Source organism: Hydrogenophaga sp. PBL-H3 (assembly GCF_010104355.1).
GTDB lineage: Bacteria > Pseudomonadota > Gammaproteobacteria > Burkholderiales > Burkholderiaceae_C > Hydrogenophaga.
The window spans coordinates 540,104-564,077 of the sequence record NZ_CP044972.1 but is presented as its reverse complement, the minus strand read 5'-3'; the positions used below and the strand labels follow the sequence as shown (position 1 = coordinate 564,077).

The following is a 23,974-nucleotide window of genomic DNA, read 5'->3' as shown; positions in this document are numbered from 1 at the left end:
GTCAGCCGTTGGCCTTGACCACACCGTATTTCACCGCCAGGCCGATGTGGGCCGCGTCCGACGCTGACTCCCATTCGAGTCCGGCCTCGACGTCTTGCTTGCGATGTGCATGGGTTTTCATGACAGTCATCTCCTTGGACAAGTCATTGTTGATGGCCGCCTTTTCGATGCATTGAGTCTGCGCAATGCACAAGTGGTTGCCGCCATCCGGCCCTCCGGGACGTTGATCATGCTCAACGCCCCAAGACATGCCCGCCTTAGGCTGGTGTCTTTCGAGGGCCAGGTTTTTGGCCCGCACAGCCGCAAACGCTGGCTTGTGTGCACGAACCCACCGTTCTTGAGAAACCGGATCGATCATGACCGCCAGACAACTGTTGTTCCGCGACGAAGCCCGCGCGCGCATCCGCCGTGGGGTGGATACCCTGGCCGAAGCCGTTCGGGTGACGCTGGGGCCCCGTGGGCGTACCGTCATCCTGGAACGCGACTTCGGTCCGCCACAGATCGTCAACTCGGGTGTCATCGTGGCGAAGTCGGTTGAGCTGGAGGACCGCTTCGAGAACATGGGCGCCCAGTTGTTGCGCGAGGTGGCCTCGCGCACCAGCGACATGGCCGGTGACGGCACCACCACCGCCACCGTGCTGGCCCACGCCATGATCCAGCACGGCCTGCGCTACCTCTCGGGCGGCATGAACGCCATGGAACTCAAGCGCGGCATGGAGCAGGCCATCGAAGCCGTGGTGACCGAGCTGCGCAGCATGGCCCGGCCCTGCGCCGACTCGCAGGAGATCGCGCACGTGGCCTCCATCTCGGCCAACAACGACCGTTCCATCGGCGAACTGCTGGCCCAGGCCATCGACAAGGTCGGACGCGAGGGCGCGATCTCGATCGAGGACGGCTCCGGTCTGAGCAGCGAGCTCGAAGCGGTGGAAGGCCTGCAGTTCGACCGCGGTTTTCTCTCGCCGTATTTCATCAACAACCCGGAGCGCCAGACCGCCCTGCTTGACGAGGTGCTGATCCTGCTGTGCGACAAGCGACTTTCATCGCTGAAGGACCTTCTGCCATTGCTGGAAGAAGTGGTCAAGAGTGGACAGCCGCTGCTGGTGATCGCCGAAGACATCGACAGCGATGCGCTGGCGACCCTCGTCATCAACACCATGCGCGGCACGCTCAAGACCTGCGCGGTCAAGGCGCCCGGTTTCGGGGACAGGCGCAAGGCCATGCTGCAGGACATCGCCGTGCTCACCGGCGGCACGGTGGTGAGTGACGAGCTCGGCCTGTCGCTGGCCAAGCTCCAGCTCACCGACCTGGGCCGGGCCAAACGCGTGGAGGTGGGCAAGGACGAGACCACGCTCATTGGCGGCGCCGGCAACCCGCAGGCGATCGCCGAGCGTGTGGCCAACCTGCGCAAGGAGCGCACCACCACGACCTCCGATTACGACCGCGAGAAGCTCGACGAGCGCATCGCCAAACTCTCGGGCGGTGTGGCGCTGATCAAGGTCGGCGCGGCCACCGAAACCGAGCTGAAGGAACGCAAGATTCGCGTGGAAGATGCGCTGCACGCCACGCGCGCCGCGATCGAGGAAGGCGTGGTGCCCGGCGGTGGCGTGGCGCTTCTGCGGGCGCGCCGCGTCTTGCAGGCCCTGCACGGACCGACGCTCGACCACGACTCGGGCATCCGCCTGGTGGAGCAGGCCTTGCAGGAGCCGCTGCGCTGCATCGCGGGCAACGCCGGCGTGGAGCCCTCGGTGGTGGTGCAACGGGTGGAGGACAGCACCGAGCGCAGCCACGGCTACAACGCCGCCACCTTGGTCTACGGCGACATGCTGCAGATGGGCGTGATCGACCCGGCCAAGGTGACGCGGCTGGCGCTGCAGAACGCGGGATCGATCGCTGCGCTGGTGCTGACCACCGACTGCATGATCGCCAACGCGCCCAAGTCCAAAACTCGCGGCGAGGCCGGCGGTACCGAAGCGGCCCTGCCTGACTTCTGAACCCACACGTGTCGATTCAGCGGGAGGCCCTGATGCCCAAGCGCAAACCCATTCATTGGCGCAAACCGGCTCGCGCTCTCCGAGAGGACGAACAGCCGGACAACGCCGCGCCCGAAGCTGCGCTGCGCCCGCAGCGCACAGCTTCGAGCGACATGGAGCGCGCCTTGCCGCACCCGGCCAGCTCGGAGGAGACCGGCGGGCATACCGACCGTGACGATCCGGGTGTGTCCGGTTTCCTGGAACCCGGAACACCCGGTGCCGACGCGCCGCAGAGCCCGGCCGGATGAACAGCTGGCCGGTGCACCACACATTCCACGGCCGGCTGGTGCTGCTCGGGGGCGGTGCCATCGGTCAGGCGGTGTTGCCGCTGCTGCTGCGACACATCGGCATGGCGCAGGGACAGATCACCGTGGTCAAGGCAACCGATCGGGATGCCGGCCTGTTCCATGGGCGGGGCGTGGACCTGCGCGTGGCACCGCTGACAGCCCGCAACCTGCCCGAGGTGCTCGAGCCCCTGCTGGGGCCGGGCGACTTTCTGCTCAACCTGTCGGTCGATGTGAGCAGCATCGACCTCATCGCGCTGTGCCAGCGGCGCGGCGCGCTCTACCTCGACACCTGCATCGAACCCTGGGCCGGTGGCTACACCGACCCCGCGCTCACGTTGGAGCAGCGCACCAACCACGCCCTGCGCGAACAGGCCCTGGCCCTGCGCCGCCCCGGCGCCGTCCAGCCCACGGCCTTGCTGACCCATGGCGCCAACCCGGGACTGGTGTCGCACTGGGTCAAACAGGCCTTACTGGACATCGCGCAGGCCTGCCTGCCGGAGCACACCCGCCCGCCCGACCGCGAGGGATGGGCTCAGCTGGCGCAGCGCCTGGGGGTGCGCGTGATCCACATCGCCGAGCGCGACACCCAGACCGGCCGCGAGCGCAAGCGCCCCGGCGAGTTCGTCAACACCTGGTCGGTGCACGGCTTCATGTCCGAGGCCGGCCAGCCCGCCGAACTCGGCTGGGGCAGCCACGAACGGCACTGGCCGACGGACGCCTGCCGGCACACAGAGGGCTCTTCTGCGGCGATCTACCTCAGGCGTCCCGGTGCCACCACACGGGTGCGCAGCTGGACCCCGCTGGCCGGGCCCCAGCAGGCCTTTCTGGTCACGCACGGCGAGTCGATCTCGATCGCCGATCACCTCACCCTGGGCGATCCAGAACGCCCCAACTACCGGCCCACGGTGCACTACGCCTACCACCCGTGTGACGATGCGGTGCTCTCCCTGCACGAATGGGTCGGGCGCGATGGGGAGCCGCAGGCGGCCCGGCGCATCCTGCGCGACGACATCATCGAAGGGCATGACGAACTGGGGGTGCTGCTCATGGGGCATGGCCGCAACAGCTACTGGCTGGGTTCGCTGCTCACCATCGACGCAGCGCGTGCACTGTGTCCGGACAACAGTGCCACCACGCTGCAGGTGGCCGCCGGCGTGCTGGCCGGCGTTGTCTGGGCGATGCGCCATCCGAACGAAGGTGTGGTGGAGCCTGACGTGCTGCCGTTCGACGAGATTCTGAGCCTGTGCACTCCCTACCTGGGCGATGTGCGCGGCGTGTTCAGCGACTGGCAGCCTCTGGCCCGGGCCGGTCGACTGTTCGAGCAGCCGCAAGACACCAGCGACCCCTGGCAATTCCTCAACTTCCGCATGGCATGAAGCTTCATTGAGCATGCTCAATCGGCCCGCCACCGGGATTGCGCACACTGCAATTGCCGATGTTGCTCCGGATAGAACCGGAACACAAAGGACAGGTGAGGATTCCCCCTGAGGGGGGCGTTTTCAGAGTGTGTTTCCCACGCTCTGAGGGATGAAGGCAACCTCAGACCGGCTACACCCGAGAGGGCATCGCCGGGGACCTTCACCATGGCCCGCCCTCCGTAAGGATGGCGGGCCATCTTTTTTCCGGAACCCCTCCAACGATCCAGCAGAAAGGTCAGACATGAAATCCGATGCGCAACTTAAGAAGGACGTGGAAGCCGAGCTCGAATGGGATCCCTCGATCAACGCGGCCGAAGTGGGTGTGGCGGTGAAGGACGGTGTGGTGACGCTCTCGGGGCACCTGAACACGTTCGTGGAGAAGTACGAGGTGGAGAAGGTGGCGCAGCGCGTGGCGGGCGTGCGCGCCGTGGCGATCGAGATCGACGTCAAGCTGACGGCCGGCAGCGCACGCAGCGATTCCGAAATCGCCCACGCCGTGGAGACTGCATTCCAATGGCACAGCTCGGTGCCGGCCGAGCGCATTCAGGTGAAGGTCGAGAAAGGCTGGGTCACCCTCACTGGTGAAGTCGACTGGGAGTTTCAGCGCGCTGCCGCCGCCAACCTGGTGCGGCCGCTGGTCGGTGTAGTGGGTGTCAACAACGCCATCGTGCTCAAACCCCGAATCGCGCCGGACAACATCGGCAAACGTATCCGGGATGCGCTCACACGCCAGGCCGAGCGCGAGGCCAAGGGGATCGAGGTGCATGTCAACGGCTCCACCTCCGTGCTGCGGGGCTCCGTGCATTCGTTGGCCGAGCGTGTGGCGGCTCAGGGCGCGGCCTGGTCGGCGCCGGGCATCACGCGGGTCGACAACGAACTGCGCATCAGCCCTTGAACCAGGACCGCTGCGGCCTTGTCTCGTCCACCCGGGCCGGAGAGCAACATGCGTGAAAAAATGCTGGCAGGCGATGTCTGCAACCGCATCGTGGTGTTCGCCGAGCGCGACCTGTCGCTGGTGCAGGCCGCGCAGCTCATGCGCAGACGGCATGTGGGTTGCCTGGTCGTGGTCGACGAGACCGGCGCGGGCCGCCTGGTGGTGGGCATGCTCACCGACCGCGACATCGTGACCGCCGTGGTTGCGCGCGAACTCGATGCCACCCAGCTCACCGTGGGCGATGTGATGAGCCGTGAACTCATCAGCGCACTGGAAGACGACTCGGTCAAGGACATGCTCGTGACCATACGCCGCAAGGGCATTCGCCGCCTGCCGGTGGTCACATCGCAAGGGGTACTGGTCGGCCTGGTGACGCTGGACGACGTGCTTGCCCTGTTGGCCGAGCAGCTGCGCGAGATGGCATCCGTGATCGAGACCGAAGCCCTGCGCGAGCGACGCGAGCGGGCCTGATGAAGCGCCAGTGGTTGCGTGTCCCTGCATTGCGTTGACTCAATGGCGGGGGGACGCTACCGGCGCAACATGGCTCTGGCGTCGGCACCGCGCCGAATGCATCTGGCCCCGGCGGGCGTCCCTCTTTCACTGTTCTCAAGGAGCATCACCATGAATGAACTTCGCACCATTGACCCGTTCGCCCTCGACCCCTTCGACGACACCTTCCGTTCTCTCATGCGCCCATGGCGCTTCGAGATGCCGGAAGCCGCGCCGCGCATCAAGCTCGATCTCTCCGAGCAGAACGGCAGCTACGCCGTCAAGGCCGAGATTCCCGGCGTGAAGAAGGACGACATCGACGTGCGCGTCGACGGTAACGTGGTCACCATCAGCGCCGAGGTGAAGACGGAAAAGCAAGAAAAGGACAACGGTGGTCGCATGCTGCGCCAGGAACGCCAGGAGGGCTACGCCAGCCGCAGCTTCACACTGGCCTGTCCGGTGGATGAAGCCAAGGTGCAGGCCAGCTACCAGGACGGCATCCTGGCGCTGACCCTGCCCAAGAAGGCCGACACCTCCAGCAAGCGCATAGCGGTTCAGTGACGCCATGAACACGCTCACAGCACCTTGGCGACAGGGCGTGCAACACGCGTGGGCTTCGCTGGCAGAAGGTTGGCGTGACCTGCGTCGGCGCGCTGGCGGGGCGCTTACGCGTTTCCGCCACGACGCTGCGCCGGACAACAAGGCCGGCGCAGCCTGGGGGCTGGTATTCGCCGACCTTCGGGTGGAGGACGACCGCATCATCGTGCGCATGGAACTGCCCGGCATGAACCGTGAAGACCTGCAGATCGATATCGACGGTGACCTGCTCAGTGTCTCCGGTGAAAAGCGTATCGAGCAAGAGAGTGGCGACGGTGGCTACCGTTTGATGCAGTGTGCTTACGGCAGCTTCCGGCGCGACGTTAGCTTGCCGCACAGAGTCGACGCGCAGCACACCCAGGCCCACTACCGCAACGGCGTTTTGCGAATCGACATGCCGCGTGTAGACCGCGACCGGGGCCGGCGCATTCCCGTGCACGGCGCCTGAGGGAATGTAACCAGGAGGCCAGCATGAACACCATGAGACCCTGTTGGATCGTGTCGGCCCTGCTGCTAGCGCTGATGGCTTCCGCCCAGGCTCAGCCTCGAGCGGGCCCGGGGCGCTGGGACTACCAGAACAGTTGTGCCAGTTGCCATGGGGCCAGTGGACGTGGGGATGGACCTCTGACGCGCTATCTCGTGACTCCGCCCACCGACCTCTCCCGGCTGGCGCAACGCAACGGCGGCGTGTTTCCGCGCGAACGGCTGGTTGCGTTGATTGACGGGCGCGGTTCGACCGACATCGGCCCGCACGGCTCGCGTGAGATGCCGGTCTGGGGCAACACCTATGTCGAGCGCTTCACGCAGGCCGGAGGCAACCCACAACTCGCGGAAGATGCAGCGCGCCGACGAATCCTGGACTTGGTGAATCACCTCGAACGGCTCCAGCAATAGCCGACACGACGGGGGACGTTGAGTCGTGAGCTCCAGCGCAAACTTGACCAGCGCCGACACCAGCCACGAGTTGGCCCTGGTCGCTCTGCAATCGAGCGCCCAGCCCGGCGAATTGGAGGTGATCGAGACCCACATGTCGTGGGTGTTTCTTTTGAAGGATCAGGTGCTCAAGCTCAAGAAGCCGGTGCGCCAAGCCTTTCTGGATTTCACCCAGCTCGGCTATCGCGAGGCCTTCTGCCGCGAAGAGGTGCGTCTCAATGCCCGCCTGGCGCCGGGCATCTACCAGGGCCTGATGGCCTTGACGCTCGTGGACGGTCGACCTTTGCTGGTCAACGAGCCACTGGTGCATCGGAGCAGTTATGTGGTGGACTGGCTGGTTCACATGAAGCGGTTACCCCGGGCCCGCATGCTGGACGAAGCCATGGCCCACCGCACGGTCCTGGAGGGCGACGTTGATGCCTTGGTGCGGATATTGGCCGACTTCTATCGCACCGCTGTGCCGGCCAACATCTCACCCATGCATCATGTCGATCGCATGCTGCAGGAGTTGCGCCTCAGCAGCCGTGTGCTGTTGGACCCGCGTTGGGTGGTCCCAGGCGCTGCGCAGGCGATTCAACAAATGAGGACGGGACTCGCGTTGCACCAAGCAGCCCTCGGAATTCGTGCCCTGTCGGGACGAATCGTTGATGGGCATGGCGACCTTCGGCCCGAGCATGTGTGCCTTCTGCACCCACCCGTGGTCATCGACTGCATTGAGTTCAGCGCATCGCTGCGGCAGGTCGATCCGTTCGACGAGTTGGCTTTCCTTGCGCTCGAATGCCGCATGGCCGGTGCTGGATGGATCGGAGAGCGCGTTATGAGTGGATGTGAACGAGCGCTGGGCGACAGGCCTACCCACACGGTGCTGCAGCTGTACACCGCCCACCGTGCCCTAGTGCGAGCGCGCCTTTCGGTGGCGCATCTATTGGACCCACAGCCTCGCACGCCCGAGCGGTGGATGCCGCAAGCAGGGCGCTATGTGATGCATGCTCAAATGGCCTTGGACGCCCTCTTGCTCAACGAATCGGTGGAGCCGCCGGAATCGACGAGCAGCGCTCGCTGACGGCCTCCGAAAAGAGGGCGGCGGCCGACACAACCGTCAGCTTGCCCGCCAAGGCCGAATCCGCCGGTACGCGGAATGACGGCACGCTGTTGGTCACCACCACCCGACTGATGGCTGGGTCGCCAAGAACAAGGCAGGCGTCGCCCGTGAACAGGCCATGGGCGGCGAACGCCACTACCTCGCGCGCGCCGGCCAGGCGCAATGCGATGGCAGCCCTCACCATGGTCTCGCCGCTGGCGATGAGGTCGTCGAGCAGCAGCACGGTACAACCCTCCACGTCACCCGCCACCAGATGCTGACCTGTGACCTGACCCGCCCTGCGCCGCTTGTCCACCACGGCAAAGCCCAGAGGTTGTGAGAGCTCAGTCTCCAGTGCCTCTCGCCACAGCTGTGCCCGTTTCACCCCTCCCGGGTCGGGAGATGCCACTGCGCATGGTCCATGTTCTGCAATGGCTCGGGCTACGGTCTGAAAAGCCTGATGGGCCTCCAGCAGTTGGGTTGGTACCCGAAACGCGTTCTGAAGGGCCGCTGAATTGTGCGCATCGAGCACCACCAACTCGTCGGTGCCGACCGCTTCGAACATTTGAGCCACGTATCGAAGTGCCAGCGGATCGAATGGTTGCGTCCGGCGGTCCTTGCGCGCATAGGCCAGATAGGGCACCAGGGCCGTGATGCGCGCCGCGCCGTGGTCGCGCAGCGTACCGATGAACATCAACAGCCGGCACAGGGCGTCGTGCGGGCTCGCGTCGGGGCGGCCGTGCAGGCTGGCCAGCACGAACACCTGCTGCGCGCGCGGGTCACACAGCGGGCGCCACTTGTGTTCGCCGTCTTCGAAGGCGCGGTCCTCGAAGTCGGCCAGCGGCTGCGCCAGCCGGGTGCTCAGGGCGCGCGCCAGATCGGTGCCTCCGTCGAGCGAAAAGATCAGCATGGGGCTTCCCAGCGCGCCTGCGACAGTGAGCGCACAAAAGGGTCCAGCGCGTCCGCGGGCAGGGCGTCGATGCCGGCGGCAGCGGCCCGCCCGCTGCCACCAAAGGCCTGGCACACCGTGTGTGCGCCATGGGGTGACGTGCGCGGCGCGCGAACACTGACCGTGTAGTGGCCGTCGTGCCGCTCGGTGAGCACGGCCTGGGCCTGGCCGGGGTGCACCGCCGCCAGCGCGTTGGCCAGGAAACCCGAGACCCGGCGGCTCCAGGGTGCCGAGGGCAGCACCACCACGCGGGCCTGCGCGCTTTCCCAATGGGGCTGGACCCCCATGGCCACCCGGAAGTCGCGCCGCCGGCAGGCCTCGATCTCGTGGATCACCGGTTCGTCGCGCAGCAGGGTCCACGGCGAGCTGTGGCGCGCCAGTCGCTCGTACAACCCGGCTGGCGCGATGCACACGTCCGACGGGTCTTCGCCGTAGGCGTTGTAGTTGATGGCCAGGCCAAGGCGGCGCAGCAGCGCGCGGTGCAACGGGTCGAGCCCCGACGCCTCACCCAGGCGGTCGGCCACGGCGGTGAGTTCGTCGCCGTAGGCACCCACCAGGGCCCAGGCGCGGAAGCGCCCGCCCAGGTACCGGTCCACCAGCAGGCTGGTGCACACCTCATGGCTGAAATCGAGGTGGGCATCAAGGCGATGGTGGGCCGGCACCGGACCGCTCCAGTGGTGATCGAACCAGCGCACCTGCGCGCCGCCCTCCAACAGCCGGTCCAGCGCTGCCCGGTTGCGCTGCATCGACAGGTCGCACACCAGCACCTCACTGTCCGCCACGCACGGCACCTGTTGCAACAGGGCAATGTCGCGCTTGAGCCCGGTGATCAGGCGCGCAGCCGACGGGTCGTGCAGGCGCCACTGCCGCACCGCGCACAGCCCATCGGCATCACCATTGCACACATCGAAGCGCGCCACCGCATGACCCCGGGGCGGTGTCGTGTCGGGTGCTGTCATGGCGGGGATTCAGTCCAACTCGACGGGAATGAAAAGACGATCACCGTCTCGCTCGATCAGCAGCGCCACGGCAGGGGGCTTGCGCGCAATCATGGCGCGCACCTGCTCCACTGACGACACCGGTGTGCCATTGACCGCCAGCAGCACGTCGCCCGCCACCACCCCCGCGCGCGCCGCCAGGCCCGAGCTGTCCACGACCATCAAGCCGCCACTGTCCAGCGACGCCGCTTCGCGCTCCTCGCGAGTGAGCGGTCGCAGGTTCAGACCGAGTTGGCCCGGTGCCGCAGCGGACCTTTGGGTGCTCGGAGCCGTGTCGTCGGAGGCCCGCCCCAGTGTCACGCTCAATGTGCGCTGGGCACGGTTGCGCCACACCGTGAGTTGGACCGTGTCGCCGGGTGACAGCAGCGCCAGCCGGGCGCCGAGTTCGCCTGCGTTGTCGACGCGCTGGCCATTGACGGACGTGATCACGTCACCCGCCATCAGGCCGGCGGAGCGTGCGGCGCTGTCGCGCGCCACACTCACCACCAGGGCGCCATTGGGCACATCAAGGCCGAAGGAGCGGGCCAGCGACTGGTTCAGGTTCTGGATCGACACACCCAGCCGCGCATGCTGGGCCCGCCCGTGCGCGACGATCTGGTCCTTGACGCGCAAGGCCACCTCGATCGGAATGGCGAACGACAGGCCCTGGTAGCCGCCCGACTGTGAATAGATCTGGGCGTTGATGCCCACCACCGAAGCGCTGGCATCGAGCAAGGGCCCACCCGAGTTGCCCGGGTTCACCGCCGCGTCGGTCTGGATGAACGTGACAACGGATTCGCCGGGCAAGGCACGGCCTTTGGCGCTCACGATGCCTTGCGTGGCGGTCTGCTCCAGGCCGTAGGGTGCGCCGATCGCGAGCACCGGGTCACCCACTTGCAGGTCGTCCACGCGCCCCAGCCGCACCACCGGCAACTGGCTGGCTGCCACGCGCAGCACCGCCACATCGGTCAGCGGATCGGTCCCCAGCACCTGGGCCTTGAACTCGCGCCGGTCGCTCAGCCGTACCAGGATCTGCTCGGCGCCCTGGATGACGTGCGCGCTGGTGAGCACCAGGCCGTCGGCCGTGATGATGAAGCCCGAGCCCTGGCCACGAAAAGCCCGCTCACCCGGCGGTGTGCCGCGCGGCAGGTTCTTGAAGAGGGAGGAGAAGGGCTCTTCGTCGGGCCAGGGCAGCCAGTCCTGGGGCGAGACCTTGCGCGAGCCGGTGACCGTGATGCCGACCACGGCCGGCGCAGCCAGCTGAACGATGGCGCGGTAGTTGGGCATGATCGCCCCCGGGATCACGGCGGCCCGCGGGGCCACCGGTGGCGGGGTCTGTGCCGGCGCGACCATGCCCTGCAAGGCGCTCACCACCAGGGCCACCCACCGGGCACGCCACAACGCCTGCGTGTGTGCTCGCCGGTGCATGTCCATCCTGCTCACTCCTCCTGGGCCAGGGCCCGCAGCATCTGCTTGAAGTCGGGCCACGGCATGGCGGGCCAGATTTCGGTGTGGGCCTTGCCGTAGCTGCGCACCAGCAGGGAAGCCCGCGTCATGGTCTCCATGTCGGGCGCCTCGATGATGTCCAGGTAGTCCCAGGGGCCCAGCAGCGCGTGGCTGCTGACCCACTTCAGCGTCGGGCAGTGGTTCAGCACCTGCTGCGACACGTGCCGCTCCAGCGTCTCGAACGACTTGGGCTGGTGCAATGCCTGCGGCGCCAGGCGGGTCAGGAGGATGAAGGTGGGCATGGCGACTTCCCGTTGCGTGACAGCAAGGAGGTCACTCTAGGGGCCCACCGCGAAAGCCGCTTGAGCCTGCTCAATGCGCCATCAACACCGGCAGCGTCATCGAGGCCAGCACCGTGCGCGTGGCACCTCCCAGCACCCACTCGCGGGTCCGCCCGTGTCCATAGCAGCCCATCACGAGCAGGTCCGCGTCCACGTCCGCCGCCATCGACAGCAGGCGTTCACCGACCTCGCTGTCTTCAGGGCCGCCCGCGTGGGTCTTGGTGTGAACACAGTGGGTCTGCAGGTAGTCTTGCAGCGGTTGCAGCGTCGCATCCACGTCTTCGCCGAACCCCACTGCGTGCACCTGCCCTGCCCGCTGCAGCCAGGGCAAGGACGCAGACACTGCGCGGGCCGACGTGCGGGTCTCCTTCCAGGCCACCAGCACCGTGCGACCGACGACACCGATCTCGCCGCTGAAGGGCAGGATCAGGCCGGGCCGACCGCTGTCGAGCAGCACGCTGGAGACAAAGTCGGACGGCAGTTCCGCCGCCGCAGGGTCCTTCGCATCGCGCTGTCCCAGGATCACCAGATCGGCATACAGGGCCTGGCGCGCAAAGCCCCACGGCCCATCGGCCAGCGGGTCGGTCCAATGAAGCCGGCCATGGCCAGCCGCGAGCTGATGGAACAGCTTGTGGATCTTGTCGATCGCCTCCTTGTCCTGCTCCTGCGTGGCGGCCACGGCGGCGCCTGCGCCTTCCATGGCAAACGGGTAGCGCACCAGGGCCGTCAGCAGGCAGGGCTGGCCCGTCACCTGCGCCGAAAAATCCTCGGCCAGTTGGCGCGCGAGCTGGATGCGCTGGGCCGTGCGGGCTGAACTGTCGAGATGCAGCAGGATGGAGCCGGGGGCTTGCATGGTCTGACCTTTGAAAGTAATCGTGCGCGAACGGGACGCTACGCCCACTCGATCCGGACTTCGTTGCGCAGGCTCAATCCCGGGCTGTTCAAGCCGGGTCAAGGTCCCGCCATGTCCCGGATCTCTCCGTCCACGATGCGCGCCATGGTCCTGCACGCGCCCGCCCAGGCCCTGCGGCTGGAAACCCGCCTACTGCCCGAGCCCGGGCCGGGTGAGCTGCGGCTTCGTGTCGAGGCCTGTGCCGTGTGCCGAACCGACCTGCATGTGGTCGACGGCGAGTTGCCCTTGCCGCGGCTGCCGCTGGTGCCGGGACACGAGATCGTCGGTGTGGTGGAAGCGGTGGGGCCGGGCGTGGACGCGAGCCGGCTGGGTGAGCGCATGGGCGTGCCTTGGTTGGCCCACACCTGCGGCCACTGCGCGTTCTGCCGGGTCGGGCGCGAGAACCTGTGCGACCACGCGCTGTTCACCGGACAGGGGCGCGACGGCGGTTTTGCCAGCCATGTGATCGCCGAAGCCGCGTTCTGCCTGCCGCTGGACCTGCCCATGGACGCGCAGCACCTGGCGCCCCTGCTGTGTGCCGGACTGATCGGCTGGCGGGCCTTGTGCATGGCCGGCGATGATGCCCGGGTGCTTGGTCTCTACGGCTTCGGGGCGGCGGCCCACCTGATGGCCCAGGTCGCGCGGCACCAAGGCCGGCAGGTGTACGCCTTCACCCGCCCCGGCGATGCGCAGGCCCAGGGCTTTGCGCGTGAGCTGGGCGTTGCATGGGCGGGCGGTTCCGACGAGGCTCCACCCACACCGCTGGACGCCGCGATCATCTTTGCGCCGGTGGGTGCACTGGTGCCGCTGGCCTTGCGCGCCGTGCGCAAGGGCGGACGTGTGGTGTGCGGGGGCATTCACATGAGCGATATCCCGGCCTTTCCCTACGCATGGCTGTGGGAGGAGCGTCAGCTGGTCTCGGTGGCCAACCTCACTCGTGCCGATGCCTCGGCGTTCCTCGCGTTCGTGGACACCGCGCCCCTGCGGGTGGACACCACCGCCTACGCGCTGGAACAGGCCAACAAAGCGCTGGACGACCTGCGTGCCGGCCGCCTGCAGGGCGCGGCTGTGCTGATGATGTGAGGTAAAGGCTCACCGGGAAGCGAGGCTGGACAGCGGGGAAGACACGGTGTTGCTCGGCAATTCACTGCCCTCGCAGCGGCGCAGGCCGAACAGCGATCCGAAGATGGTGACCAGGGCAACGATCAAAGCTATGAGCAGCCTCATGGCCGCCCCGCGCTGGAGACGGCGCGCGACCACGCGCCGAGGCCAAAGCCGGGAAACCGCGGGGATTCGCTGCTTTTGGCGAAGGAAGGCGCCTGCGTCGTACCGGCCTTCCATTGAGGGCCGCTGCGAAACACGCCCGCCAGACCTGCCAAGTGGACTGCAAAGGAGTCCAACAGGTCATCAATTGAAAGGACGCCACACAGGTGACCCGTGGCATCTTTCACCAACAGGCGCCTCACACCGCGCGCCTGCATTGCCGCCACCGCGTTCTCCAGACTGTCGTCCTCCACCAGGAAGACGAGATCTTTCCGGGCCCAGGTCTCGATCGGCGCTTGAAGGGATGTTGCGGGCTGGGTCAGTACGTCCATCACCAGATCCCGATCCGTCACGATGCCGATCACCTGTGCGCCGTCGGCGGTGGATTGGGTCACCACCAGCGAGCCAACATGGTGGTCACGCATGCGACACGCCGCTTCTGCAACCGAGCTGCCGGCATCAATGGTGACGACCTGTCGGGTACAGACGGTGCCGACTTGCATGTGGAACTCCTGTGACGTGGCCAGGAAAGGCCACTGCCTCTCCGAGGCGTTTCAGTGTGCGCTCCGGGCAAGTGTCCGGATTGAGTGTGCTCAACGTGGTTAACGCGCAAGTCACTAGTCTGCACATGCACCCTCGGCTTCATTCACGCAGCTGCAGTTCAGGTGCAACCCACAAATACTTGTATTAACAGGAGCACAGACATGAAGCAGACTTCAGCCAGCGCGGTTGGCACGAAGGCATTGATCAAGCGGCCTCCGATGGCGGTGATGTCCCTGGGAGATGGACATGCTCGTCCGGACGGCTCTGGCAGTGCGCAGGCCGGCTATTCGCGCGAGGCACGCATTCACGAAGCGGCCTACGCGCTGTACGAGGCCCGCGGCTGCGTGGACGGTCACGACCTGGAAGACTGGCTCGCGGCAGAGGCCTCCGTTGCTCGCGAGGACCAAGGCGTCCGACCCGGCGAACCGCTCTCGGAACACTGAAGCACGTTACGCGTTTCGCTCAGTCGGATTAGTCGAGCCGAAAGACTGCTTGCTTCCGTCTAGCGACGTACACCGCGAAGCACCGAGGGTCGGAAGACGCTGCACAACCGACGTTGCGCAAGAAGCAACTTGAAGAAGTGTTGACTAGCGAGTCGACAAGTTGCCCAACGGTCACAACGTCGCTCAACGATTTCTGTGACGACACAGACCTCGTCACAGACCTCGTCACAAACAAAAAAGCCCTCGTTTCCGAGGGCTTCAGTGACAAGCAAGCGCTTGATTTGGTTGGTTGCGCGGGCAAGATTTGAACTTGCGACCTTTGGGTTATGAGCCCAACGAGCTACCAGGCTGCTCCACCGCGCGTCAAGCCTTAGATTCTATCACGCTTTGTCGGCGTCGGCCGCGGGTGCCGCATCTTCTGCACGGTCCACGAGTTCGACGAGTGCCATCGGAGCGTTGTCGCCCACGCGGTAACCCATCTTCAGGATGCGGGTGTAACCACCGGGTCGTGCGGCGAAGCGCGGGCCCAGTTCGTTGAACAGCTTGACGACCACATCGCGGTCGCGCAAACGGTCAAATGCCAGGCGGCGGTTGGCCACGGTGGCCACCTTGGCCAGGGTGATCATGGGTTCGACCACGCGGCGCAGTTCTTTGGCCTTGGGCACCGTGGTCTTGATGGCTTCGTGCGTGAGCAACGAGTTCATCATGTTGCGAAGCATTGCAAGGCGGTGTTCGCTGGTGCGATTGAGTTTTCTAAGTCCGTGTCCGTGACGCATATTTCATCCTTTCAGTTGTTTTGCCCGCAGCCGTGTCAGGTACTGCGAGTTCGTCCGTGGCCGGCTTCGTGCCGGCTAGCGGAATTTCAGTGCTTGTCCAAACCGGCCGGTGGCCAGTTCTCAAGCTTCATGCCCAAGGTCAAGCCGCGCGAAGCGAGCACTTCCTTGATTTCGTTGAGCGACTTGCGACCCAGGTTGGGGGTCTTGAGCAACTCGTTCTCGGTGCGCTGGATCAGATCACCGATGTAATAGATGTTCTCGGCCTTGAGGCAGTTGGCCGAACGCACGGTGAGCTCGAGCTCATCGACAGGGCGCAACAGGATCGGGTCGAACTGCTGCGAGCTGCGCTGTGCAGGAGCTTCGAAGTTGAGTTCAGCGCCTTCGAGTTGCGCGAACACAGCCAGCTGCTCGACCAGGATCTTGGCCGAGGCGCGAACGGCTTCTTCAGGACCGATGGAACCGTTGGTCTCGATCTCCAGCACCAGCTTGTCCAGATCGGTGCGCTGCTCGACGCGAGCGCTCTCGACCGTGTAGCTCACGCGCTTGACGGGCGAGAACGACGCGTCCAACACGATGCGACCGATGGAGCGGGCCTGATCGTCATTGCGACGCAGGCTGCCCGGCACATAACCACGACCTTTTTCGACCTTGATCTGCATGTCGAGCTTGGCGCCGGCAGACAGCGTGGCGATCACGTGGCCGGGGTTCACGATTTCAACATCGTGCGGGGTCTGGATGTCGGCAGCGGTCACGAGACCTTCACCGTCTTTGCGCAAGCTCAGCGTGACTTCATCGCGGTTGTGGAGCTTGAACACCACGCCCTTGAGGTTCAGGAGCATGTTGACCACGTCTTCCTGAACGCCGTCGATCGACGAATACTCGTGCACCACACCCGCAATGGTGACTTCAGTCGGCGCATGGCCGGTCATGGAAGACAGCAAAACGCGGCGCAGGGCGTTGCCCAACGTATGGCCATAACCACGCTCGAAGGGCTCAAGCGTGACTTTGGCGCGGTTTGCCGAGAGTTGCTCGACGTTGATGGTTTTGGGCTTCAGCAGATTGTTCAGCATTCAAACTTCCTTCAGTACCCTCGGCTCGTTACACCGATAAGGCAGATGGAGCATGGCCCGGCCGCACCCGTGAAGGTGCAAACCGGGAACGAAATTAACGGGAATACAGTTCGACGATCAACGATTCGTTGACATCAGAGGCGAATTCGTCGCGGTCAGGCGATTTCTTGAACACGCCTTCGACCTTCTCGACCGAAACATCCACCCAAGCGGGGAAGCCGATTTGCTTGGCCAACTCCATGGCTTCCAGCACGCGACCCTGCTTCTTCGACTTCTCGCGAACGGCGATCACATCGCCAGCCTTCACAGAGTACGAAGGAATGTTCACCGATTTGCCATTCACAAGGATCGCCTTGTGCGACACGATCTGCCGCGCCTCGGCACGGGTCGAAGCAAAGCCCATGCGGAACACGACGTTGTCAAGCCGCGCCTCCAAAAGGAAAAGCAAGTTGGCGCCGGTGTTGCCACGGCGACGATCGGCTTCGGCGAAGTAGCGGCGGAACTGGCGCTCCAGCACACCATAGGTGCGCTTGACTTTTTGTTTCTCGCGCAACTGCACGCCAAAATCTGAAGTGCGCTGGCCGGAGGTACGGCCGTGCTGGCCTGGCTTGGAGTCGAACTTGGCCTTGTCGCTGATGGAGCGGCGAGCGCTCTTGAGCAACAGGTCAGAGCCTTCACGGCGGGAAAGTTTGGCCTTGGGGCCGAGGTAACGTGCCACGTTGATGTCCTTATGTTTCTACCGCAACCCACATCGAACGATGTCATTGCGGGAGCCACTCCTCGAATGAAGTGGCGGTGGGCTTAGCAAAAAATGCCACCGCAGGTGACTGCGGTGGCGCTCGAAAAAAGCTTTCCATTATACCGCGTACGCGGTACCGCCTCAAATGCGGCGGCGCTTCTGCGGACGGCAGCCGTTGTGTGGAACGGGCGTCACGTCAGAGATGGAGTTGATCCGGATGCCGAGGGCACCCAGGGCTCGCACAGACGATTCGCGACCAGGACCAGGGCCCTTGATCTCGACATCCAGGTTCTTGATGCCTTGCTCAATGGCAGCGCGTCCGGCCACTTCCGATGCCACCTGGGCAGCAAACGGCGTTGACTTGCGCGAGCCCTTGAAGCCCTGACCACCAGACGAAGCCCACGACAAGGCATTGCCCTGGCGATCGGTGATCGTGATGATGGTGTTGTTGAACGAAGCGTGCACGTGAGCGATACCGTCGGCAATGTTCTTGCGGACTTTCTTGCGAACGCGTGCGGACGCGCTGGTGGAGGGTGACTTGGCCATGGGAATCCTTCGAACCGATTACTTCTTCAGCGACTGGGCTGCCTTGCGGGGACCCTTGCGCGTACGCGCATTGGTCTTCGTGCGCTGACCGCGCAGCGGCAGGCCACGGCGGTGACGGAAACCGCGATAGCAACCAATGTCCATCAATCGCTTGATGTTCATGGTGGTCTCGCGGCGAAGGTCGCCTTCGATCGTGAACGTGCCGACCTGATCGCGAACTTTTTCAAGTTCCGCGTCGCTCAGGTCCTTGATCTTCTTCGTGTAGTCGATGCCGCATGCTTCGCAAATCTTGCGAGCGCGGGTGCGACCAATACCGAAGATTGCCGTCAAGCCGATTTCAGCGTGCTTGTGCGGCGGAATGTTGATGCCTGCAATACGAGCCATGATGGTCCTCTAAACTTCAATCAGCCTTGACGCTGCTTATGACGCGGATCGGTGCAAATGACTCGCACAACACCGTGCCGCTTGATGATCTTGCAGTTGCGGCACATTTTTTTGACCGAAGCCGAAACTCTCATAGTCTTCTCCTAGATATTCCAAAAGTATTCAACAACCAACCATTCACTTCGAGCGAAAAACAATTCTCGCTCTGGTGAGGTCGTAGGGCGTGAGCTCTACCTTGACCTTGTCGCCTGGCAGGATACGGATGTAGTGCATCCTCATCTTGCCGCTGATATGTCCCAGGACCACATGACCGTTTTCGAGCTTGACCCTGAAGGTCGCATTGGGAAGGTTCTCAACAACCTCACCTTGCATCTCGATCACGTCGTCCTTGGACATACAAAAACTCAACTGCCGGGTGACGTCTTGAAGTTGGCCTTCTTGAGCAGTGATTCGTACTGCTGAGACATCATGTAGTTCTGAACCTGCGCCATGAAATCCATGGTGACCACCACAATGATCAGCAAAGAGGTGCCGCCGAAATAGAACGGCACGTTGTACTTCAGGATCAGGAACTCGGGCAGCAAACACACCGCAGTGATGTACACGGCACCGGCCAGCGTCAGTCGAAGCAGGATCTTGTCGATGTAGCGTGCTGTCTGGTCGCCGGGGCGAATGCCAGGCACGAACGCCCCACTCTTCTTCAGGTTGTCGGCGGTCTCACGACTGTTGAACACCAACGCCGTGTAGAAGAAGCAGAAAAAGACGATCGCCGCAGCGTACAACGCCACATAAATCGGTTGGCCTGGCGACAACGCAGATGCGATATCACGCAACCAGCGGGTGGAGTCACCCGTGCTCACCCAACTCACTACCGTGGTGGGCAGCAGAATGATCGATGACGCGAAAATCGGTGGAATCACGCCGGCCATGTTCAACTTCAGCGGCAAGTGTGACGACTGACCGCCGTAGACTTTGTTGCCCACCTGACGGCGTGCGTAGTTGACCAGGATCTTGCGTTGACCACGCTCAACGAACACCACGAAGTAGGTCACCAAGACTACGAGCGCGATGATAAAAATAGCGATCAGGATGTTCATGGCACCGGTGCGAACCAGTTCCAGCAGACCGCCCACGGCACTGGGCAAACCAGCGGCAATACCCGCAAAGATCAAGATCGAAATGCCGTTGCCAAGACCGCGCTCGGTAATTTGTTCACCTAGCCACATCAGAAACATAGTGCCGGCAACGAGGCTGACCACAGCCGTCAGGCGAAAACCCATGCCGGGATCGATCACCAAACCCGCAGAGCCTTCCAGCGCCAAGGCAATACCCATGGACTGGAAGATCGCCAGACCCAATGTGCCGTAACGGGTGTACTGGGTAATCTTGCGACGGCCAGCCTCTCCCTCTTTTTTCAGCTGCTCAAACGTGGGCACCACGTAAGTCATGAGCTGCATGATGATCGATGCCGAGATGTACGGCATGATGCCTAACGCGAACACGGTGAAACGCGACAGCGCCCCGCCCGAGAACATGTTGAAGAGGCTGAGAATGCCACCCGCTTGTCCCTTGAACAGCTGCTCAAGTTGCGCGGGGTCGATGCCCGGCACCGGAATGTGCGCACCGATGCGGTACACCACCAGAGCGAGCAGCAAGAAAACCAGTCGACGACGCAGGTCGCCGAACTTGCCGGTTTTCGCGAGGGACGTGGAGCCAGTTGCCACAGGTTGTTTCCGTTGGAGTCCGGTCAGGCGAAGGAGCCGCCGGCGGCTTCGATCGCAGCTTTGGCACCAGCAGTGGCCGCCACATCCTTGAAGGACACGGCGCGCGTGATCTCACCGGTCTTGATGACCTTGACACGCTTGGCCAGATGGGGAACCAGGCCAGCCTGCTTGAGCACGAGCATGTCCACGTCAGCCACATTGAGTGAACTGATGTCGGTCAGAGTCACTTCAGCGTTGAACTGCAGTTGGGCCGATTTGAAGCCGCGCTTGGGCAGACGGCGCTGCAGAGGCATTTGACCGCCTTCGAAACCCACCTTGTGGTAGCCACCCGAACGGGATTTCTGGCCTTTGTGACCGCGGCCGGCAGTCTTGCCCAGACCGGAGCCAATGCCGCGACCCACGCGACGCTTGGCGTGCTTGGCACCTTCAGAGGGCTTGATGGTATTGAGTTGCATGTCCGTGACTCCGATCAGAGTACTTTGACCAGGTAGCTGATCTTGTTGATCATGCCGCGCACGGCAGGCGTGTCCTGCAGCTCGCTGGTGCTGTTGAGTTTGCGCAAACCCAGGCCACGCACGGTGTCGCGGTGGGATTGCTTTGTTCCGATGGGGCTGCGCACCAACTGAACCTTGACGGTGTTTTGAGTGGTCATGATCGCTCCAATCAACCCAGGATGTCTTCGACGGACTTGCCACGCTTGGCAGCCACGTCGGACGGGGTGGTTGAATTCTTCAGTGCGTCCAGCGTGGCACGCACCAGGTTGTAGGGATTGCTCGAGCCGTGGCTCTTGGCCACGACGTCGGTGATGCCGAGCACTTCAAACACGGCGCGCATCGGGCCGCCCGCGATGATGCCGGTACCTTTGGAGGCGGGCAGCATCATCACGTTGGATGCACCATGTTCGCCCTGCACACTGTGGTGCAACGAACCGTTCTTGAGCGACACCTTGATCATGTTGCGACGGGCTTGCTCCATGGCTTTCTGCACGGCCACCGGCACTTCACGCGCCTTGCCCTTGCCCATGCCCACGCGGCCATCGCCGTCGCCGACGACGGTCAGTGCTGCGAAACCGAGGATGCGACCGCCCTTGACCACCTTGGTCACGCGGTTGATCGCGATCATCTTTTCGCGCAAACCGTCTTCGTTCGCTTCGTTCTTGATGTTTGCCGTAAATTTAGCCATTTTGTGGTTTCCGTTTGATCAGAACTGCAGGCCGGCTTCGCGGGCGGCGTCTGCCAGGGCTTTCACCCGACCGTGGTAGGCAAAACCGGAACGGTCAAAAGCCACCTTTTCAATACCGGCGGCCTTGGCCTTCTCGGCAATGCGCTTGCCAATCAGGGCTGCCGCAGCGGCGTTGCCGCCTTTGCCAGCGCCGCCGATCTGGGCACGCACTTCGGCTTCGGCCGTGGATGCCGAGGCCAGCACTTTGGCGCCGTCGTCGGAGATGACGCTGGCGTAGATGTGCAGGTTGGTGCGGTTCACGGTCAGGCGGACAGCGCCCTGCTGCGCAATGCGGATGCGCGTTTGGCGGGCGCGGCGCAGACGTTGCTCTTTTTTGGTCAACATGATCCTGATCCTTATTTCTTCTTGGTTTCCTTGATCACGACCTTTTCATCCGCATAGCGGATGCCCTTGCCCTTGTAGGGCTCGGGGGGGCGCACGGCCCGCACTTCGGAAGCGATCTGACCAACACGCTGACGATCCGAACCCTTGATCAGGATTTCGGTGGGCGTCGGCGTCTCCACCTTGATACCGGCAGGCATGTCCATCACCACCGGGTGGGAGTAACCCACCGTCAGGTTGAGCTTGGAGCCTTGTGCCTGGGCCTTGTAGCCCACACCCAACAGCGTGAGCTTCTTTTCGAAGCCTTTGCTGACACCGTTGACCATGTTGTTCACCAGCTGTCGCATGGTGCCCGACATGGCGTTCGCTTCGCGGGACTCGTTCACGGGAACGAAGGTCAGCGCGCCGCTGTTGCTTTCAACCTTGACCAGCGCGTTTTGCGCCAGTGCCAAGGCACCCAGGGCACCCTTGACGTTGATCAGATCGTCTTTGACGGCGACCTCAACCCCGGCAGGGATGGAGACCGGCAGTTTTCCAATACGTGACATTAATTGCTCCTCAATGCCCGCATCAGGCGACGTAACACAGGACTTCGCCGCCGACACCGGTGGCGCGAGCCTTGCGATCGGTCATCACGCCCTGCGGCGTGGTGACGATGGCCACACCCAGACCGTTCTGGACCTGGGGAATGGCGTTGCGACCGCGGTAAACGCGCAGGCCGGGGCGGCTCACGCGCTCGATGCGCTCGATCACGGGACGGCCAGCGTAGTACTTCAAGGCGATTTCGAGCTCGCTCTTGCCGTCATTGTTCTTGACCTGAAATCCGTCGATGTAACCCTCGTCCTTCAGGACTTGGGCGATTGCGGCTTTGACCTTGGAGGCCGGCATCGACACAGTGGACTTCTCGACCATCTGCGCGTTGCGGATGCGGGTCAACATGTCGGCGATAGGATCACTCATGCTCATTTGTGGTTCTCCTAGGGCTTACCAGCTGGCTTTGGTGATGCCGGGGATTTCTCCGGCAAACGCCATTTCACGGACCTTGGCGCGAGCCAGGCCAAAGTGAGCGAAGGTGCCACGCGGACGACCGGTGATCTCGCAGCGGTTGCGCTGGCGGGTCGGGTTCGAGTTGCGGGGCAGCTTCTGCAGACCCAGGCGGGCCGCATCGCGCTCTTCGTCGGTCTTCTTGACGTCGTTGGCGACGGCTTTGAATTCGTTGTATTTCTTGGCGAACTTGGCGGCGAGTTTTTCGCGCTTGAGTTCACGTTGCAGTAGTGCTTGTTTAGCCACGCGCCACCTCAGTTCTTGAACGGGAAACGGAAACCAGCCAGAAGAGCCTTGCACTCTTCGTCGTTCTTGGCGGTCGTCGTGATGCTGATGTTGAGACCGCGCAAGGCGTCAACCTTGTCGTACTCGATCTCAGGGAAGATGATCTGCTCTTTAACGCCGACGTTGTAGTTGCCGCGACCGTCGAACGAGCGGCCGGAGATACCACGGAAGTCGCGCACACGGGGCAGCGCCACGGTGACGAAGCGGTCCAGGAACTCGTACATCTTGGCGCCGCGCAGGGTCACCATGCAGCCGATGGCCTGCTGTTCGCGGATCTTGAAACCAGCGATGGCCTTGCGGGCCTTGGTCACGACAGGCTTCTGGCCGGCGATCTTGGTCAGGTCGCCCACGGCGTTGTCCATGACTTTCTTGTCGGCAACGGCCTCGCTCACACCCATGTTCAGCGTGATCTTGGTGATGCGGGGCACCTCCATGATCGACTTGTAGCCGAATTTCTCGACCAAGCTGGGCGCGATGGTGTCGCGGAAAATGTCTTGCAAACGTGCCATGGTCATGCCGCCTTGATTTCTTCGCCGCTGGACTTGAAGACGCGCACTTTCTTGCCGTCAGCCAGGAGCTTGATGCCCACGCGATCTGCCTTGCCCGTGGCGCCATTGAAGATGGCGATGTTGGACTGGTGGATGGGCATGGTTTTTTCGATGATGCCGCCGGTCACACCCTTCATGGGGTTTGGCTTGGCGTGCTTCTTGACGATGTTCACGCCCTCGACGACCAGCTTGCTGTCGTCGGCACGGAGCACGACCTTGCCGCGCTTGCCCTTGTCGCGACCTGCGATCACGATGACTTCGTCACCACTGCGAATCTTGTTCATGATGACTCCTCAGAGAACCTCGGGCGCCAGCGACACGATCTTCATGAACTTTTCGGTGCGCAGCTCGCGCGTGACCGGTCCGAAGATGCGGGTGCCGATGGGCTCCAGCTTGGCGTTGAGCAACACTGCTGCGTTGCCGTCGAATTTGATGAGAGCGCCGTCCTGACGACGGATGCCCTTGGCGGTGCGAACCACCACAGCGTTGTAAACCTCGCCTTTTTTGACGCGGCCACGGGGCGCTGCTTCTTTGATGGTGACCTTGATGACGTCGCCCACGCTGGCGTAGCGCCGCTTGGAGCCGCCGAGCACCTTGATGCACATCACGGACTTGGCACCCGTGTTGTCGGCAACATCGAGTCGAGATTGCGTTTGGATCATTTGATTTAAG

At 63.7% G+C, this 23,974-nt stretch carries 37 protein-coding genes and 1 tRNA gene; 11 read left to right on the top strand and 27 right to left on the bottom strand.

The window, feature by feature from the left end:
- Position 1: 1 nt before the first annotated feature.
- Positions 2-358, bottom strand: coding sequence for a hypothetical protein (locus F9Z44_RS02750; RefSeq protein WP_162147746.1), 357 nt, complete (start codon positions 356-358; stop codon positions 2-4).
- Between F9Z44_RS02750 and groL the strand changes: the two genes are divergently transcribed.
- The 9 genes from groL (at position 357) to F9Z44_RS02705 (ending at position 7,751) form a co-directional block, all read left to right on the top strand.
- Entirely contained in the window at positions 357-1,991 is a 1,635-nt protein-coding gene (gene groL / locus F9Z44_RS02745) for a chaperonin GroEL (RefSeq protein ID WP_159603361.1), read from the top strand. The two genes, F9Z44_RS02750 and groL, sit on opposite strands and share 2 nt — an antisense overlap.
- 32 nt (positions 1,992-2,023) lie before the next feature.
- Positions 2,024-2,278 carry a hypothetical protein gene (locus tag F9Z44_RS02740; RefSeq protein ID WP_159603359.1) on the top strand — a complete coding sequence of 85 codons (255 nt, stop codon included), beginning with the start codon at positions 2,024-2,026 and terminating at the stop codon, positions 2,276-2,278.
- Complete coding sequence (locus tag F9Z44_RS02735; protein WP_159603357.1) at positions 2,275-3,693, top strand: homospermidine synthase; 1,419 nt, start codon at positions 2,275-2,277, stop codon at positions 3,691-3,693. The genes F9Z44_RS02740 and F9Z44_RS02735 overlap by 4 nt, the downstream gene beginning before the upstream one ends.
- Positions 3,694-3,976: 283 nt before the next feature.
- Positions 3,977-4,630 carry a BON domain-containing protein gene (locus tag F9Z44_RS02730; protein WP_159603355.1) on the top strand — a complete coding sequence of 218 codons (654 nt, stop codon included), beginning with the start codon at positions 3,977-3,979 and terminating at the stop codon, positions 4,628-4,630.
- 48 nt (positions 4,631-4,678) lie between these two features.
- Complete coding sequence (locus F9Z44_RS02725) at positions 4,679-5,140, top strand: CBS domain-containing protein (RefSeq protein ID WP_159603353.1); 462 nt, start codon at positions 4,679-4,681, stop codon at positions 5,138-5,140.
- Between the two features lie 150 nt (positions 5,141-5,290).
- Complete coding sequence (locus F9Z44_RS02720) at positions 5,291-5,719, top strand: Hsp20/alpha crystallin family protein (RefSeq protein WP_159603351.1); 429 nt, start codon at positions 5,291-5,293, stop codon at positions 5,717-5,719.
- A 4-nt stretch (positions 5,720-5,723) separates the two neighbouring features.
- A complete protein-coding gene (locus tag F9Z44_RS02715) occupies positions 5,724-6,203 on the top strand; it encodes an Hsp20/alpha crystallin family protein (protein WP_159603349.1) in 480 nt (159 codons plus the stop codon).
- Between the two features lie 23 nt (positions 6,204-6,226).
- Entirely contained in the window at positions 6,227-6,649 is a 423-nt protein-coding gene (locus F9Z44_RS23225) for a c-type cytochrome (protein ID WP_159603347.1), read from the top strand.
- A 43-nt stretch (positions 6,650-6,692) separates the two neighbouring features.
- Entirely contained in the window at positions 6,693-7,751 is a 1,059-nt protein-coding gene (locus F9Z44_RS02705; protein WP_159603345.1) for a hypothetical protein, read from the top strand.
- Here F9Z44_RS02705 and F9Z44_RS02700 read toward each other — a convergent pair.
- The 5 genes from F9Z44_RS02700 to F9Z44_RS02680 all read right to left on the bottom strand — a co-directional run bounded on the left by F9Z44_RS02700 (position 7,705) and on the right by F9Z44_RS02680 (position 12,335).
- Entirely contained in the window at positions 7,705-8,679 is a 975-nt protein-coding gene (locus F9Z44_RS02700) for a ribose-phosphate diphosphokinase (protein ID WP_159603343.1), read from the bottom strand. The two genes, F9Z44_RS02705 and F9Z44_RS02700, sit on opposite strands and share 47 nt — an antisense overlap.
- Positions 8,673-9,677: a hypothetical protein gene (locus F9Z44_RS02695; RefSeq protein WP_159603341.1), complete on the bottom strand. Its 1,005-nt coding sequence runs from the start codon at positions 9,675-9,677 to the stop codon at positions 8,673-8,675. The genes F9Z44_RS02700 and F9Z44_RS02695 overlap by 7 nt, the downstream gene beginning before the upstream one ends.
- A 9-nt stretch (positions 9,678-9,686) precedes the next feature.
- Positions 9,687-11,123: a Do family serine endopeptidase gene (locus F9Z44_RS02690; protein ID WP_236574233.1), complete on the bottom strand. Its 1,437-nt coding sequence runs from the start codon at positions 11,121-11,123 to the stop codon at positions 9,687-9,689.
- A gap of 11 nt (positions 11,124-11,134) precedes the next feature.
- Positions 11,135-11,443 carry a GYD domain-containing protein gene (locus F9Z44_RS02685; protein WP_159603337.1) on the bottom strand — a complete coding sequence of 103 codons (309 nt, stop codon included), beginning with the start codon at positions 11,441-11,443 and terminating at the stop codon, positions 11,135-11,137.
- Positions 11,444-11,513: 70 nt separating this feature from the next.
- Positions 11,514-12,335, bottom strand: a complete 822-nt coding sequence (locus F9Z44_RS02680) for a universal stress protein (protein WP_159603335.1) — start codon at positions 12,333-12,335, stop codon at positions 11,514-11,516.
- Between the two features lie 135 nt (positions 12,336-12,470).
- On the opposite strand from F9Z44_RS02680, the gene F9Z44_RS02675 reads away from it, so the two are divergent.
- Positions 12,471-13,457: a zinc-dependent alcohol dehydrogenase family protein gene (locus F9Z44_RS02675; RefSeq protein WP_159608552.1), complete on the top strand. Its 987-nt coding sequence runs from the start codon at positions 12,471-12,473 to the stop codon at positions 13,455-13,457.
- Positions 13,458-13,466: 9 nt separating this feature from the next.
- Here F9Z44_RS02675 and F9Z44_RS23110 read toward each other — a convergent pair whose 3' ends face one another.
- Together F9Z44_RS23110 and F9Z44_RS02670 are read right to left on the bottom strand one after the other, a co-directional pair.
- Positions 13,467-13,601: a hypothetical protein gene (locus F9Z44_RS23110; protein WP_268894201.1), complete on the bottom strand. Its 135-nt coding sequence runs from the start codon at positions 13,599-13,601 to the stop codon at positions 13,467-13,469.
- A complete protein-coding gene (locus F9Z44_RS02670; RefSeq protein WP_159603333.1) occupies positions 13,598-14,140 on the bottom strand; it encodes a CBS domain-containing protein in 543 nt (180 codons plus the stop codon). Before F9Z44_RS02670 ends, F9Z44_RS23110 begins: the two co-directional genes overlap by 4 nt.
- A gap of 201 nt (positions 14,141-14,341) precedes the next feature.
- Between F9Z44_RS02670 and F9Z44_RS02665 the strand changes: the two genes are divergently transcribed.
- Positions 14,342-14,623 (top strand): DUF2934 domain-containing protein, encoded by a 282-nt coding sequence (locus F9Z44_RS02665; protein ID WP_159603331.1) that lies wholly within the window; start codon positions 14,342-14,344, stop codon positions 14,621-14,623.
- A 286-nt stretch (positions 14,624-14,909) separates the two neighbouring features.
- On the opposite strand, the gene F9Z44_RS02660 is transcribed toward F9Z44_RS02665, so the two are convergent.
- The 19 genes from F9Z44_RS02660 to rplN form a co-directional block, all read right to left on the bottom strand.
- Positions 14,910-14,986, bottom strand: a tRNA-Met gene (locus F9Z44_RS02660).
- 17 nt (positions 14,987-15,003) lie between these two features.
- Positions 15,004-15,399: a 50S ribosomal protein L17 gene (gene rplQ / locus F9Z44_RS02655; protein ID WP_159603329.1), complete on the bottom strand. Its 396-nt coding sequence runs from the start codon at positions 15,397-15,399 to the stop codon at positions 15,004-15,006.
- A gap of 86 nt (positions 15,400-15,485) precedes the next feature.
- A complete protein-coding gene (locus F9Z44_RS02650; RefSeq protein ID WP_159603327.1) occupies positions 15,486-16,469 on the bottom strand; it encodes a DNA-directed RNA polymerase subunit alpha in 984 nt (327 codons plus the stop codon).
- 94 nt (positions 16,470-16,563) lie between these two features.
- Positions 16,564-17,187 (bottom strand): 30S ribosomal protein S4, encoded by a 624-nt coding sequence (gene rpsD, locus F9Z44_RS02645; protein ID WP_056269099.1) that lies wholly within the window; start codon positions 17,185-17,187, stop codon positions 16,564-16,566.
- A 162-nt stretch (positions 17,188-17,349) separates the two neighbouring features.
- Positions 17,350-17,754, bottom strand: coding sequence for a 30S ribosomal protein S11 (gene rpsK / locus F9Z44_RS02640; RefSeq protein ID WP_056268973.1), 405 nt, complete (start codon positions 17,752-17,754; stop codon positions 17,350-17,352).
- 18 nt (positions 17,755-17,772) lie between these two features.
- A complete protein-coding gene (gene rpsM, locus F9Z44_RS02635; protein WP_056268975.1) occupies positions 17,773-18,138 on the bottom strand; it encodes a 30S ribosomal protein S13 in 366 nt (121 codons plus the stop codon).
- A 20-nt stretch (positions 18,139-18,158) separates the two neighbouring features.
- Entirely contained in the window at positions 18,159-18,272 is a 114-nt protein-coding gene (gene rpmJ, locus F9Z44_RS02630) for a 50S ribosomal protein L36 (protein ID WP_009514917.1), read from the bottom strand.
- A gap of 43 nt (positions 18,273-18,315) precedes the next feature.
- The gene (gene infA / locus F9Z44_RS02625) at positions 18,316-18,534 is read right to left on the bottom strand and encodes a translation initiation factor IF-1 (protein WP_029461331.1); all 219 of its coding nucleotides are present in this window, start codon (positions 18,532-18,534) and stop codon (positions 18,316-18,318) included.
- Between the two features lie 8 nt (positions 18,535-18,542).
- Entirely contained in the window at positions 18,543-19,862 is a 1,320-nt protein-coding gene (secY, locus tag F9Z44_RS02620; RefSeq protein ID WP_159603324.1) for a preprotein translocase subunit SecY, read from the bottom strand.
- Between the two features lie 23 nt (positions 19,863-19,885).
- Positions 19,886-20,317, bottom strand: coding sequence for a 50S ribosomal protein L15 (gene rplO, locus F9Z44_RS02615; RefSeq protein WP_159603322.1), 432 nt, complete (start codon positions 20,315-20,317; stop codon positions 19,886-19,888).
- Positions 20,318-20,331: 14 nt separating this feature from the next.
- A complete protein-coding gene (gene rpmD, locus F9Z44_RS02610) occupies positions 20,332-20,514 on the bottom strand; it encodes a 50S ribosomal protein L30 (RefSeq protein ID WP_056268982.1) in 183 nt (60 codons plus the stop codon).
- An 11-nt stretch (positions 20,515-20,525) separates the two neighbouring features.
- Positions 20,526-21,044: a 30S ribosomal protein S5 gene (gene rpsE / locus F9Z44_RS02605; protein WP_159603321.1), complete on the bottom strand. Its 519-nt coding sequence runs from the start codon at positions 21,042-21,044 to the stop codon at positions 20,526-20,528.
- A gap of 18 nt (positions 21,045-21,062) precedes the next feature.
- Positions 21,063-21,428, bottom strand: a complete 366-nt coding sequence (rplR, locus tag F9Z44_RS02600; protein WP_159603320.1) for a 50S ribosomal protein L18 — start codon at positions 21,426-21,428, stop codon at positions 21,063-21,065.
- Positions 21,429-21,439: 11 nt separating this feature from the next.
- Positions 21,440-21,973: a 50S ribosomal protein L6 gene (rplF, locus tag F9Z44_RS02595; protein ID WP_159603319.1), complete on the bottom strand. Its 534-nt coding sequence runs from the start codon at positions 21,971-21,973 to the stop codon at positions 21,440-21,442.
- Between the two features lie 22 nt (positions 21,974-21,995).
- A complete protein-coding gene (gene rpsH, locus F9Z44_RS02590; RefSeq protein ID WP_056268992.1) occupies positions 21,996-22,391 on the bottom strand; it encodes a 30S ribosomal protein S8 in 396 nt (131 codons plus the stop codon).
- An 18-nt stretch (positions 22,392-22,409) separates the two neighbouring features.
- Entirely contained in the window at positions 22,410-22,715 is a 306-nt protein-coding gene (gene rpsN, locus F9Z44_RS02585) for a 30S ribosomal protein S14 (RefSeq protein WP_159603318.1), read from the bottom strand.
- 8 nt (positions 22,716-22,723) lie between these two features.
- Entirely contained in the window at positions 22,724-23,263 is a 540-nt protein-coding gene (rplE, locus tag F9Z44_RS02580; protein WP_159603317.1) for a 50S ribosomal protein L5, read from the bottom strand.
- Between the two features lie 2 nt (positions 23,264-23,265).
- Positions 23,266-23,586: a 50S ribosomal protein L24 gene (gene rplX / locus F9Z44_RS02575; RefSeq protein WP_069045173.1), complete on the bottom strand. Its 321-nt coding sequence runs from the start codon at positions 23,584-23,586 to the stop codon at positions 23,266-23,268.
- Between the two features lie 9 nt (positions 23,587-23,595).
- Positions 23,596-23,964, bottom strand: coding sequence for a 50S ribosomal protein L14 (rplN, locus tag F9Z44_RS02570; protein ID WP_056268999.1), 369 nt, complete (start codon positions 23,962-23,964; stop codon positions 23,596-23,598).
- Between the last annotated feature and the right edge of the window lie 10 nt (positions 23,965-23,974).

Excerpts from the sequence above, each read along its gene's own strand:
- groL (WP_159603361.1), top strand. The coding sequence starts at position 357 with ATGACCGCCAGACAACTGTTGTTCCGCGACGAAGCCCGCGCGCGCATC.
- F9Z44_RS02750 (WP_162147746.1), bottom strand. The coding sequence starts at position 358 with ATGATCGATCCGGTTTCTCAAGAACGGTGGGTTCGTGCACACAAGCCA.
- F9Z44_RS02740 (WP_159603359.1), top strand. The coding sequence starts at position 2,024 with ATGCCCAAGCGCAAACCCATTCATTGGCGCAAACCGGCTCGCGCTCTC.
- F9Z44_RS02735 (WP_159603357.1), top strand. The coding sequence starts at position 2,275 with ATGAACAGCTGGCCGGTGCACCACACATTCCACGGCCGGCTGGTGCTG.
- F9Z44_RS02730 (WP_159603355.1), top strand. The coding sequence starts at position 3,977 with ATGAAATCCGATGCGCAACTTAAGAAGGACGTGGAAGCCGAGCTCGAA.
- F9Z44_RS02725 (WP_159603353.1), top strand. The coding sequence starts at position 4,679 with ATGCGTGAAAAAATGCTGGCAGGCGATGTCTGCAACCGCATCGTGGTG.
- F9Z44_RS02720 (WP_159603351.1), top strand. The coding sequence starts at position 5,291 with ATGAATGAACTTCGCACCATTGACCCGTTCGCCCTCGACCCCTTCGAC.
- F9Z44_RS02715 (WP_159603349.1), top strand. The coding sequence starts at position 5,724 with ATGAACACGCTCACAGCACCTTGGCGACAGGGCGTGCAACACGCGTGG.
- F9Z44_RS23225 (WP_159603347.1), top strand. The coding sequence starts at position 6,227 with ATGAACACCATGAGACCCTGTTGGATCGTGTCGGCCCTGCTGCTAGCG.
- F9Z44_RS02700 (WP_159603343.1), bottom strand. The coding sequence starts at position 8,679 with ATGCTGATCTTTTCGCTCGACGGAGGCACCGATCTGGCGCGCGCCCTG.
- F9Z44_RS02695 (WP_159603341.1), bottom strand. The coding sequence starts at position 9,677 with ATGACAGCACCCGACACGACACCGCCCCGGGGTCATGCGGTGGCGCGC.
- F9Z44_RS02690 (WP_236574233.1), bottom strand. The coding sequence starts at position 11,123 with ATGCACCGGCGAGCACACACGCAGGCGTTGTGGCGTGCCCGGTGGGTG.
- F9Z44_RS02685 (WP_159603337.1), bottom strand. The coding sequence starts at position 11,443 with ATGCCCACCTTCATCCTCCTGACCCGCCTGGCGCCGCAGGCATTGCAC.
- F9Z44_RS02680 (WP_159603335.1), bottom strand. The coding sequence starts at position 12,335 with ATGCAAGCCCCCGGCTCCATCCTGCTGCATCTCGACAGTTCAGCCCGC.
- F9Z44_RS02675 (WP_159608552.1), top strand. The coding sequence starts at position 12,471 with ATGCGCGCCATGGTCCTGCACGCGCCCGCCCAGGCCCTGCGGCTGGAA.
- F9Z44_RS23110 (WP_268894201.1), bottom strand. The coding sequence starts at position 13,601 with ATGAGGCTGCTCATAGCTTTGATCGTTGCCCTGGTCACCATCTTCGGA.
- F9Z44_RS02670 (WP_159603333.1), bottom strand. The coding sequence starts at position 14,140 with ATGCAAGTCGGCACCGTCTGTACCCGACAGGTCGTCACCATTGATGCC.
- F9Z44_RS02665 (WP_159603331.1), top strand. The coding sequence starts at position 14,342 with ATGAAGCAGACTTCAGCCAGCGCGGTTGGCACGAAGGCATTGATCAAG.
- rplQ (WP_159603329.1), bottom strand. The coding sequence starts at position 15,399 with ATGCGTCACGGACACGGACTTAGAAAACTCAATCGCACCAGCGAACAC.
- F9Z44_RS02650 (WP_159603327.1), bottom strand. The coding sequence starts at position 16,469 with ATGCTGAACAATCTGCTGAAGCCCAAAACCATCAACGTCGAGCAACTC.
- rpsK (WP_056268973.1), bottom strand. The coding sequence starts at position 17,754 with ATGGCCAAGTCACCCTCCACCAGCGCGTCCGCACGCGTTCGCAAGAAA.
- rpsM (WP_056268975.1), bottom strand. The coding sequence starts at position 18,138 with ATGGCTCGTATTGCAGGCATCAACATTCCGCCGCACAAGCACGCTGAA.
- rpmJ (WP_009514917.1), bottom strand. The coding sequence starts at position 18,272 with ATGAGAGTTTCGGCTTCGGTCAAAAAAATGTGCCGCAACTGCAAGATC.
- infA (WP_029461331.1), bottom strand. The coding sequence starts at position 18,534 with ATGTCCAAGGACGACGTGATCGAGATGCAAGGTGAGGTTGTTGAGAAC.
- rplO (WP_159603322.1), bottom strand. The coding sequence starts at position 20,317 with ATGCAACTCAATACCATCAAGCCCTCTGAAGGTGCCAAGCACGCCAAG.
- rpmD (WP_056268982.1), bottom strand. The coding sequence starts at position 20,514 with ATGACCACTCAAAACACCGTCAAGGTTCAGTTGGTGCGCAGCCCCATC.
- rpsE (WP_159603321.1), bottom strand. The coding sequence starts at position 21,044 with ATGGCTAAATTTACGGCAAACATCAAGAACGAAGCGAACGAAGACGGT.
- rplR (WP_159603320.1), bottom strand. The coding sequence starts at position 21,428 with ATGTTGACCAAAAAAGAGCAACGTCTGCGCCGCGCCCGCCAAACGCGC.
- rplF (WP_159603319.1), bottom strand. The coding sequence starts at position 21,973 with ATGTCACGTATTGGAAAACTGCCGGTCTCCATCCCTGCCGGGGTTGAG.
- rpsH (WP_056268992.1), bottom strand. The coding sequence starts at position 22,391 with ATGAGCATGAGTGATCCTATCGCCGACATGTTGACCCGCATCCGCAAC.
- rplE (WP_159603317.1), bottom strand. The coding sequence starts at position 23,263 with ATGGCACGTTTGCAAGACATTTTCCGCGACACCATCGCGCCCAGCTTG.
- rplX (WP_069045173.1), bottom strand. The coding sequence starts at position 23,586 with ATGAACAAGATTCGCAGTGGTGACGAAGTCATCGTGATCGCAGGTCGC.
- rplN (WP_056268999.1), bottom strand. The coding sequence starts at position 23,964 with ATGATCCAAACGCAATCTCGACTCGATGTTGCCGACAACACGGGTGCC.